The following is a 3,617-nucleotide window of genomic DNA, read 5'->3' on the forward strand; positions in this document are numbered from 1 at the left end:
ATGTGTTTGGTATGGAGCAGATGTTACGCCGCAGGATTTTTAAGAGAACTTCATTGAGGTGATTGTGAACATCGACCGCATTGATAGGCCGAGCAATCTCCCGCACGCCCCGGTGATGATGCGCCCGTCTCCGTTGTAGGAGCTGTCGAGTGCAACGAGGCTGCGATCTTTTGATTGTTTAAAAGCAAGATCAAAAGATCGCAGCCTTCGGCAGCTCCTACCGGGGAATGCGATCAATTGTGGGAGCGAGCGTGCTCGCTCCTACAGTTCGTAGGCATCACGGTTCTTTTTGATGAACGCCTGCACGCTCAGCGCCGGTGTCCCGGTGACCTGTTCCACCACATCGTTCACCCCCGCAAACACCCCATCCCGATAATCCTGCGCGACTTCGACCAGGTGCTGAACCAGCGCGGCGGGAAACCTGTACTGCTGCTCCATCTTGTCCTTGAACGCCTCGATCGAGGTTGGCGCATACCGGATCTCGATACCCAGTGCCTCGCTCATGGCCGCCGCGATCTCGGTATGGTTCATCTCGACCGGGCCATGCAGGCTGTAGATCCTGCCTTCGTGCCCCGCAGGGTTGGCCAGGAGATGGGCGATCACGCGTCCTTGATCGTCGCTGCTGATCGGCGCGTGACGACCGTTCTCGAACGGAAAGTCGATTTTGCCGGTGGCCAGGATTTCCTTCGCGAAGTGAGGGTAAACCAGCCAATCAGCGAAAAAGGTGGGACGCAGATGGGTCGTCGGCACGCCCGACCAATCGAACACACGTTCGCTGATCCAGTGATCCTGGGCCAGATGACTTCGCGACTCTCGCCGCGCCGAGATCTGCGACATGTTGACGATGGCCTGCACCCCGGTTTCCTTCGCCGCCTGGGCAAAATACGCCGCGCCCTCGATGATTCCCGAGGCGAGCGGATAGAGGAAATAGGCCGAACGGATGCCCTCCATCGCCGCGCGAATTGCATCGATATCGGTGAAGTCGCCGATGGCAATGTCGACTCCGCGCTCACGCAACGCAGCAGCCCTGTCATCGTCCGAGCGCACGTAGGCGCGCACGCGCTTGCCCATCCTGAGCAGCTCATCGATAGCAGCTCCACCTGTGCGTCCGGTTGCACCGCTTACAAGAATTTCTGCCTGGTTCATTACCGCGTTCCTCTCAAGAAATCGGAGCATTGGCTCCTGACAATTGCTTTCAACTGCCGTCCGCTGGGCCGACTTGCTCCTGGATTCAGTTGACTGAAAAAACACACCGCGACAGCTCTCAGCTGTCGAACGGCGCGTTGTCGATCAGGTCGCACACGTTCGGGCAATCGAAGCCGTGGATGTGGCGGCGCCCGACATCCCCCAGCCCGGTGCCGATGGCGGTATGGGGCTTCTTGCGGGCCACCTCTGCCACCGCCTGGGTAAAGGCGGCCTTCATGCCCAGGCGTGGATACAGCGCCAGGGTGTCGTCGATCAGTGAGGGGGTGATTTCTTCCATGAACAAGCCCATGACGTCGACGTGGGCCCCCATGTAGATCAGGGCGATTTCCGGCTGCTTGCGGTCGGCGATGCCGGCGCTGGAATGAAGGGCGATGGCATCCCAGACCAGCGCCGCTTTCTCCTGCGGGTAGCCGTTCGCGCGCAGGAAGCGGCTGGCCGCATCAGCGCCGTCGACTTCGAAACGCTGATCGGCGCAGAACTCCTCGGTGAGCCCCAGGTCATGCAGCAGTGCAGCGAGATAGACGGTTTCGCGGTCGTACTTCAGACCGCGCCGCTGACCGAGAAAATCGGCGAACCACCAGGTGCGATGTACGTGATGCTGCAATGCCTTGGAGTGGACCCGATCGACGAGCAAAGCCGCTCTGCGGGTGAGTTCTGAGTCCGGGGCGATGAGGCCGCCGAGGGTAACGGGAGTGTTCATGCGGGCTTACCAGATGGAGTGGACATGACTCCAATTTAAGGATTCCCGAATGTCCAAATTGACTATTTTCAGTCGATTCGTGCCACAGTGAGTGAAAGGTCAGCCAATCTCGGAGCCAGCCATGAAAAAGCAGTCAAACAGTCGTGCGCGGCGGGGCAGTCCGGCGCAGAAACGCGTGGTTATTTTGGGCCTGCCGCCGGTTGACTCGCTCGACGTCATTGGTCCGGCGGAGGTCTTTACCGTTGCCAACCGCCTGTATGGCAGGGAGGTGGCGCCCTACAAACTGGAACTGATTTCTGCATCTGCCGATGTTCAGCTGCCAAGCGCTACCGGCATCGGCCTGATCGCCCACAAAACCCTCGCGCAGGAGCGGCTGGACGGCGAACCTATCGACACCCTGATCGTCGCCACCGGCTGGGATTCGGCGACTCAACCGAGCCCCGAAGCGTTGGCCTGGATACGCGAGCGCTCGGCGGATGTACGGCGTATGTGTTCGATCTGCGTCGCCGCGTTTGCCCTGGCCGGCGCCGGGCTACTGGACGGGCGTCGGGCCACGACCCATTGGGGCGCGGCGCGGGAGTTGGCCGAGCGATATCCGAAGATCAAGGTCGATGCGAACCCGATCTGGATCAAGGACGGCAACCTCTACACCTCGGCGGGGATTTCGGCGGGCATCGACCTTGCGCTGGCCCTGGTCGGCGAGGACCTGGGGGGCGAGATCGCGATGGACATCGCCAAAAACCTTGTCCTGTTCCTGCGTCGCCCGGGTGGTCAGGCGCAGTTCAGCGTGACGTTGCAATCCCAGCGGGCCAGCGGTTCGAGCCTCGATGAGCTGTGCGTCTGGATCAGTGAGCATTTGCATACGGAGTTGACGGTCGAGATTCTCGCCGACCGGATGTCGACCAGCGTCCGGACCCTGATTCGCATGTTTCAGCGGGATCTGAAAACCACACCGGCCAAGTACGTCGAAGACGTTCGGTTGGAGGCCGCGTGTCGCGCGTTCGAGATGGGCGGGCGTTCGATGGAAGAGATCGCGCGTCGGTGCGGTTACAACAGCATCGATGTGTTGCGCAAAGCCTTCATCCGACGCCTTGGGGTGAGTCCCAAGGAATATGCGATGCGATTTGCCCGGGATGACCGGACTGCGCGGGCTTATGGTTGAGGTGGTTTGAGGTACGAAAAAGCCCGGCTGATCAGACCGGGCCTTTTGCGGGTGTTGTGGTGAGGCGGGGAGCTTAGGCGATGGTGTTGCCTTTCAGGCGGTCAGAACCATCAGCTGCAACGGTGTTGCCGTGCAGGCGGTCTGAACCATCGGCTGCGACGGTGTTGCCTTTCAGGCGATCAGAGCCGTCAGCTGCAACTTCGTTGCCTTTCAGGCGATCAGAGCCGTCAGCTGCAACTTCGTTGCCTTTCAGGCGATCAGAGCCGTCAGCTGCAACTTCGTTGCCTTTCAAACGATCCGAACCATCAGCAGCGACTGCATTACGTTTTTCCAGCAGGCGATCAGCGCCACCTTCGACAACACGATTCTGTTGCAGGCGGTCGGAACCACCTTCAGCCACACGGCTTTCGATCAGCCGATCCGAGCCGCCTTCAGCGACTACAGGTTGAACAGAGGAAGCGGCAAAAGCGTTCACTGCGAAAACCGAGAAAACAATGCTGAGGATGGTTTGGCGTTTCATGATCGTGTGCTCCGGGTGAAATGTGTTTG

At 60.0% G+C, this 3,617-nt stretch carries 4 protein-coding genes; 1 reads left to right on the forward strand and 3 read right to left on the reverse strand.

Going from position 1 to position 3,617, the window contains the following annotated elements; translation table 11 throughout:
- Window positions 1-261: 261 nt before the first annotated feature.
- The gene (locus tag HNO86_RS30010) at window positions 262-1,146 is read right to left on the reverse strand and encodes an NmrA family NAD(P)-binding protein (RefSeq protein ID WP_175380555.1); all 885 of its coding nucleotides are present in this window, start codon (window positions 1,144-1,146) and stop codon (window positions 262-264) included.
- A 118-nt stretch (window positions 1,147-1,264) separates the two neighbouring features.
- Entirely contained in the window at window positions 1,265-1,906 is a 642-nt protein-coding gene (locus HNO86_RS30015) for an HD domain-containing protein (protein ID WP_175380556.1), read from the reverse strand.
- Between the two features lie 121 nt (window positions 1,907-2,027).
- On the opposite strand from HNO86_RS30015, the gene HNO86_RS30020 reads away from it, so the two are divergent.
- The gene (locus HNO86_RS30020; protein WP_175380557.1) at window positions 2,028-3,068 is read left to right on the forward strand and encodes a GlxA family transcriptional regulator; all 1,041 of its coding nucleotides are present in this window, start codon (window positions 2,028-2,030) and stop codon (window positions 3,066-3,068) included.
- A gap of 73 nt (window positions 3,069-3,141) precedes the next feature.
- Here the strand turns inward: HNO86_RS30020 and HNO86_RS30025 are convergent, their stop codons facing one another.
- Complete coding sequence (locus HNO86_RS30025; RefSeq protein WP_175380558.1) at window positions 3,142-3,588, reverse strand: hypothetical protein; 447 nt, start codon at window positions 3,586-3,588, stop codon at window positions 3,142-3,144.
- Window positions 3,589-3,617: the final 29 nt, after the last annotated feature.

Source organism: Pseudomonas sp. C1C7, assembly GCF_013359595.1.
GTDB lineage: Bacteria > Pseudomonadota > Gammaproteobacteria > Pseudomonadales > Pseudomonadaceae > Aquipseudomonas.

What these genes read in the sequence shown, in the direction of transcription:
- HNO86_RS30025 (WP_175380558.1), bottom strand. Translation starts at nt 3,588, where the DNA reads ATGAAACGCCAAACCATCCTCAGCATTGTTTTCTCGGTTTTCGCAGTG.
- HNO86_RS30010 (WP_175380555.1), bottom strand. Translation starts at nt 1,146, where the DNA reads ATGAACCAGGCAGAAATTCTTGTAAGCGGTGCAACCGGACGCACAGGT.
- HNO86_RS30015 (WP_175380556.1), bottom strand. Translation starts at nt 1,906, where the DNA reads ATGAACACTCCCGTTACCCTCGGCGGCCTCATCGCCCCGGACTCAGAA.
- HNO86_RS30020 (WP_175380557.1), top strand. Translation starts at nt 2,028, where the DNA reads ATGAAAAAGCAGTCAAACAGTCGTGCGCGGCGGGGCAGTCCGGCGCAG.